Origin of the sequence: Sphingomonas sp. Ag1, assembly GCF_000980895.1 — a bacterium.
GTDB lineage: Bacteria > Pseudomonadota > Alphaproteobacteria > Sphingomonadales > Sphingomonadaceae > Sphingomonas > Sphingomonas panaciterrae.
Window position 1 is genome coordinate 1 of record NZ_LAZX01000050.1, and the last position, 4,959, is coordinate 4,959.

Genomic DNA, 4,959 nt, shown 5'->3' on the forward strand with positions numbered 1-4,959 from the left:
CGCCACTCGAAGTGAGATGACGAGCACTGCCGTTCTATATGGCAAGCTCGCGACCGTATCGAAGACGCTGAACGCATCACAGGCACAGGTCGCGACGGCAACCGAGACTGTTACCAAGGCGCTCAAGGTGTCGGGTGCATCGGCGGGTGAAACGACTTCCACCGTTCTCCAGCTGGGTCAGGCGCTCGCGTCGGGCAGGCTGAACGGTGACGAATTCCGCTCTCTCGCTGAAAACGCGCCGCGCCTCATGAAGCTGCTCGCTGACAGCATGAACGTGCCGATCGGCAACCTCAAGAAGATGGCGAGCGAGGGCCAGCTTACCAGCGATAAGCTCGTCCGTGCCTTCACGGACAAGAAGTACCTCAAGGAGCTTGAGGAAGAATTCCGCCTCATGCCGAAGACCTTTGGTGATGCGGCAACCGCCATTGAGAACCTAGCGACGACCACGTTCGGTGCGTTCAATCAGGGCGGTCAGTTCAGCCAAGCCCTTTACGACTTCGCCGATCAGGGCAGCGAGAACATGGCGTCGATCATGGACGCCGCGCGCAAACTCGGCGGTGATGTTCGCGACACGTTCGCCGGCCTCTACAACGCATTTCAGCCGCTTCAGGATGGGGGCATCAACGCTGCCGATGAAATCTCCAAGCGTTGGCGCGGCCTTCGGGATGAGATCGCTGACATTCTCGGCCTTATTGACGGTATCCGCAATTTCGGTCGCGGCACTAGCCTCCTTGGTGGTGAAGGAAGCGGCGCAGCGATCGAGCTAAGTGCGCTCAACGGCATCAAAGAAGCTCCCAAGAGCGACATGAAGGGCAACTTCACTAAGGGCTTCGATAACAGCCGCCTCTCGCGTGCTCGTCAGCGCCTGAACGCAGAGCTTCGTGAGCGCATGGGTGATGCGAACTTCAATCCGATGGATTGGACGGAACAGCAATACCGCGCTGCTCTCGCCAAGTACCCTAAGAAGCCGGCCCGCACTGGCGGTACTGGCGTTCTCCGCACTCCACCAGGCACCACGTCTGCCGGCAGCAGTGGCAGTCGCATGGACGTGGATACGATCATGAACTCGATCGGTGCCCGCGTGACCAGCGGCTATCGCTCCTACGAACATAACAAGCGCGTTGGTGGACAGGAGAACAGCTATCACCTGACCGGCAACGCACGCGATATCGCGAAAACTCCCGGCATGAGCTTGGACAAGATCGTGTCCGCTCTGAAGAAGCAGGGCTACGATGTAGTCGAGAAGCTGGACGAGGGCGATCACTTCCACGTCGCGTGGAAGGGCAAGGGCGACAAGAGCCGCAGCGACAGCGAGAAGGAAGCTGAACGAGCGCGCAGGGAAGCCCAGCGTGATGCAGAGCGCCGCTTGGAGCAGGAAGCTCAGCTATTCTCGCAAATGGACGAGCAGCTTGTCCTAGCCAAGCTCATGCCCGCCGAAGCCGAAAAGATGGCCGCGCAGCTAGAGCTTCAGCGCATCCGCGGTAAGGAAATCAGCGCAGACGACAAGAAGCGCCTAGACGATCTGGTTGACCAGACGCGCGCCGCAAAGCTGCTCACTGACATGCGGGCAGCCAACGACAACAGCAACGCTGAACTAGATCACCAGAAGGCCATGCTGGGCATGACCGACAAGGAAATGGCCATGTCGGAAGCCGCGTGGGAGTTTGAGAGCCGTGCCCTCGCTGAGAAGCAGGACATAACGAACGAGCTATTCCAGAAGGAACTAGCGATCGTGAAGACTCGTGCCGGCGAGACCTACGAGATCCAGAAGCAGAACAGGATGCTCAAGGACCGCGAGAGCTTGCTTTCGCAGTATAGCCCAGCTGAGTCCGAGCGTCAGCAGCGCGAGCAGTTCGACGCGGATCGTGCGCGCCTTGGTGTACTGCGCGGCAAGAGCGTTGCCGATGGCGGCATCACTGAAGAGCAGTACAAGCGCGCAATGGACGGCATCGACCGTCAATCGGCAGAAATCGCGGCAGGCTGGCAGCGCGAGTTCGCCGGCCGCATCAGCACGCTTGGCGGTCAGCTCGGCGACATTTTCGACGGCGCGACCGGCAAGTTCGGTCAGGCCCTGAACAGCCTGGCCAAAGGTATCGAGGGCGCAGGCCGTCTGCTCGATGGCCTAGCGGCTGCATCCACTGGCAAGTTCTCCGGCCTTGGTCCAATCGGTGGCCTGCTCGACATCATCGGCAATAAGCGTGACGGCACCAGCAACGCGCTGGGTAAGGCAGCGGCTGAAGCGTCGAAGAAGTCCCTCGATCAGCTTATGGGCACGAACGGCCAGACCAGCGCATTCAAGAACCCGCTGTCGTCGCTCAGCAAGGGCTTTGGCGACTTCAAGGGCGACATGAAGAATCTGTTCGGCAAGGGCGGTGACTTCACGAAGGGCCTCGGCTCCATGCTGGGCAAGGCTGGTGCCGGTGCTGGTATTGGCGGCGTCACCAACGATCTGCTGGGCGCAGTGGGCATCAAGCTCAACAGGACCGGATCGCAGATTGGTGGCGCGCTCGGTGGCACGGTGCTGGGTCCGCTCGGCGCGGTCGGCGGCTCCATTCTGGGTGGTCTGCTCGGCGGCTTGTTCAGCAAGCCCAAGTCCTCGTCGGCTACGTTCGGCATGGGCGCGGACGGCTACCTCACGACTAGCGGTCAGGGTTCCAACAAGGAGCTAACCGCTATTGCGACGGGCGCAGCAAAGAGCGTGATGGGTGGCCTTGAGGGTCTGGCCCAGCAGCTCGGCGGCTCGATCACTGGCACGCCCAACGTCACCATCGGAACGTGGGACGGCAAGTGGCGCGTAGCAAACACGACCACAACCAAGAAGCTCCACAGCAATAACTTCAACTCGTCGGTACTGAAGGACTTCGGCAAGGACGGTGAAGCAGAAGCTATCGCATACGCGCTTCAGTTGGCACTCAAGCAGGGCGTGCTTACGGGCATTTCGGACTTCTCGTCTCGTGTCCTGAAGGCAGCTACGGACTTGGACAAGGCGGTCAACCTCGCAACCAAGTACGAGTCCATCGTCAAGGAACTGGCAGCGGTTGATGATCCAATTGGTGCACCGCTTAAGGAACTGAACAAGCAATTTGAAGCACTCCGCAAGGAGATGACTGCGAATGCCGCAACGGCTTCCGAGCTTGCGAACGTGGATCGCTATTACATGATCCAGCGCGAGAGGATGCTTGAGGATCAGCTGTCGAGCATCAAGTCCCTTCAGGACAAGCTCATGGGTCCAGAAAGCGGACTGTCGGGTAAGACCCGTCTCGACAGCAGCATGGCCGAGTTCCGCAAGTACCAGAGCGACATTGCGGCGGGTAAGACCGTCGATCCAACCAAGTTCGCTGAACTGGGCAACTCGATCTTCGACACGGCCCGCGAGCTTTACGGCACTTCCGGCCCGATGTTCCAGAACATCAGGGGCGAACTACTCAAGGCCAACAACGACCTGAAGACCAACGTGGAAAGCATCTACGCTTCCGGCGACGGCAGCGCGTCGGTTGTCGCGGCAGTCGATAAGGGCCGCCAGCTACAGGCGCAGGCAATCAAGGAAGCTCAGAAGGCGAACACGCTCAATGAGCAAATTCTTGCAGAGCTACAGCTTGCGAATGCGATCAACGACAACCTGCCAACCAGCAACGTGTCTTCATCCAACGGTCGCCAAACGGGCACAGTGTAAATAGGAGCGGAGGTGCTAGATGGCTATTGATCCCGATCGCGGCAGTTTCGTTAAAGAGGAATACCGCTACGAAGTGGCGAAAGACGATGCTGTGGCGAGTGTTCAGCCGAACGCGCGCAAGATCACCTTGCAAACCAACCTCGATCTAGTCGCAGCGAAGGTGCTCGCAGACGAGATTCTAGGCGAGCACAAGCAGGTAGCACAGGCTTACCGCGTCACGTTGCAAGGCGTGGATAACGTGACAATGGCTGACCTCATCGACAGCCCGCCGACCTTCTCATGCGTCTTCAATGATTGGCCGGTTCAACAGACAGACGTGCTGCGCTCGATCTCGATCAGCACGGATTACGGCACCTTCACACAGGAAATCACCATCAAGGGGCCGCAATGATCGATCAGCCATTCCTACTTGCCAGCCGCTCACTCCGAGTGAACGATGCCAGCTTGCAGCTTCCAAGCTCGCCGGCTGTGAACCTCACCAATGACAACATGGATATGGCGTGGCGCTCGTTTAACCTGAACGCGCCCTATGTCGTGCTGGAATGCTCTGGCGTGGTGGACACGATCGGCATTCTGCACAGCAATGGCCGTGCAGGCGATACCGTTCGCGTCCGCGCCGCCAATAGCGTCACTGAAGCCCTCACAGCGCCAGTATGGGATAGCGGTGAGCTTCCCGCATACGTGGGCGCACTGCGTGAGCCATACACTCCAAAGACGCTCGTTGACGTGCCCAGCGTGACAGCAACCTACTGGCGTTTCGACTTCACGTTTCCATCGCATCCGGCGGGCCAGGTCGAGGTGTCGCGCATCGTAATGGGCGAACGCTTCGTCATCGGTAGCGGCATCGACTACGAGTGGACCAAGGGCCTCATCGACGACAGCCCGATCACGACCGGGCCAAACTATGAGGACGTGCAGGAATACATCAGTCGTCCGCGCGTGAAGGCTACCTTCGGCCAGATGGATGAACCTATGTTCAACGAGCTTGATGCATTCATGATGCGCGTCGGCACGAAGCAACCTGTGCTGTTCGCGCCAGAACCTGACAACCTAGACAGCGTTCAGCAGTGGACCGTTTATGGCCGCGTGAAGGTGCTGTTCGAGGGCATGAACCTCTTCCACAAGCTGTGGGAGAGCGATATCGAGTTAGTCGGCCTGAATGCCTATCCCCGACTTCACATTATCAATGAACGTCGCGCGGCATTTCGCTTATAGGCGCGTCGGTCATAGACGCAACCTGATCGCTGCCACTGTAAACGCGATCAAGGTAATGGCCAGCAAGTGTG

Annotated in this window: 3 protein-coding genes; all 3 read left to right on the forward strand. The window is 59.0% G+C overall.

Features of this window, described 5'->3' with window-relative positions; translation table 11 throughout:
* Window positions 1–16: 16 nt before the first annotated feature.
* From XM50_RS20300 to XM50_RS00655, 3 genes are read left to right on the forward strand one after another with little or no spacing between them, the layout of a single operon-like run.
* Window positions 17–3,673: a tape measure protein gene (locus XM50_RS20300; RefSeq protein WP_046406519.1), complete on the forward strand. Its 3,657-nt coding sequence runs from the start codon at window positions 17–19 to the stop codon at window positions 3,671–3,673.
* 19 nt (window positions 3,674–3,692) lie between these two features.
* A complete protein-coding gene (locus tag XM50_RS00650; protein ID WP_156167037.1) occupies window positions 3,693–4,064 on the forward strand; it encodes a hypothetical protein in 372 nt (123 codons plus the stop codon).
* On the forward strand, window positions 4,061–4,888 hold the full coding sequence (locus XM50_RS00655) for a hypothetical protein (RefSeq protein WP_156167039.1): 828 nt from the start codon (window positions 4,061–4,063) through the stop codon (window positions 4,886–4,888). Before XM50_RS00650 ends, XM50_RS00655 begins: the two co-directional genes overlap by 4 nt.
* Window positions 4,889–4,959: the final 71 nt, after the last annotated feature.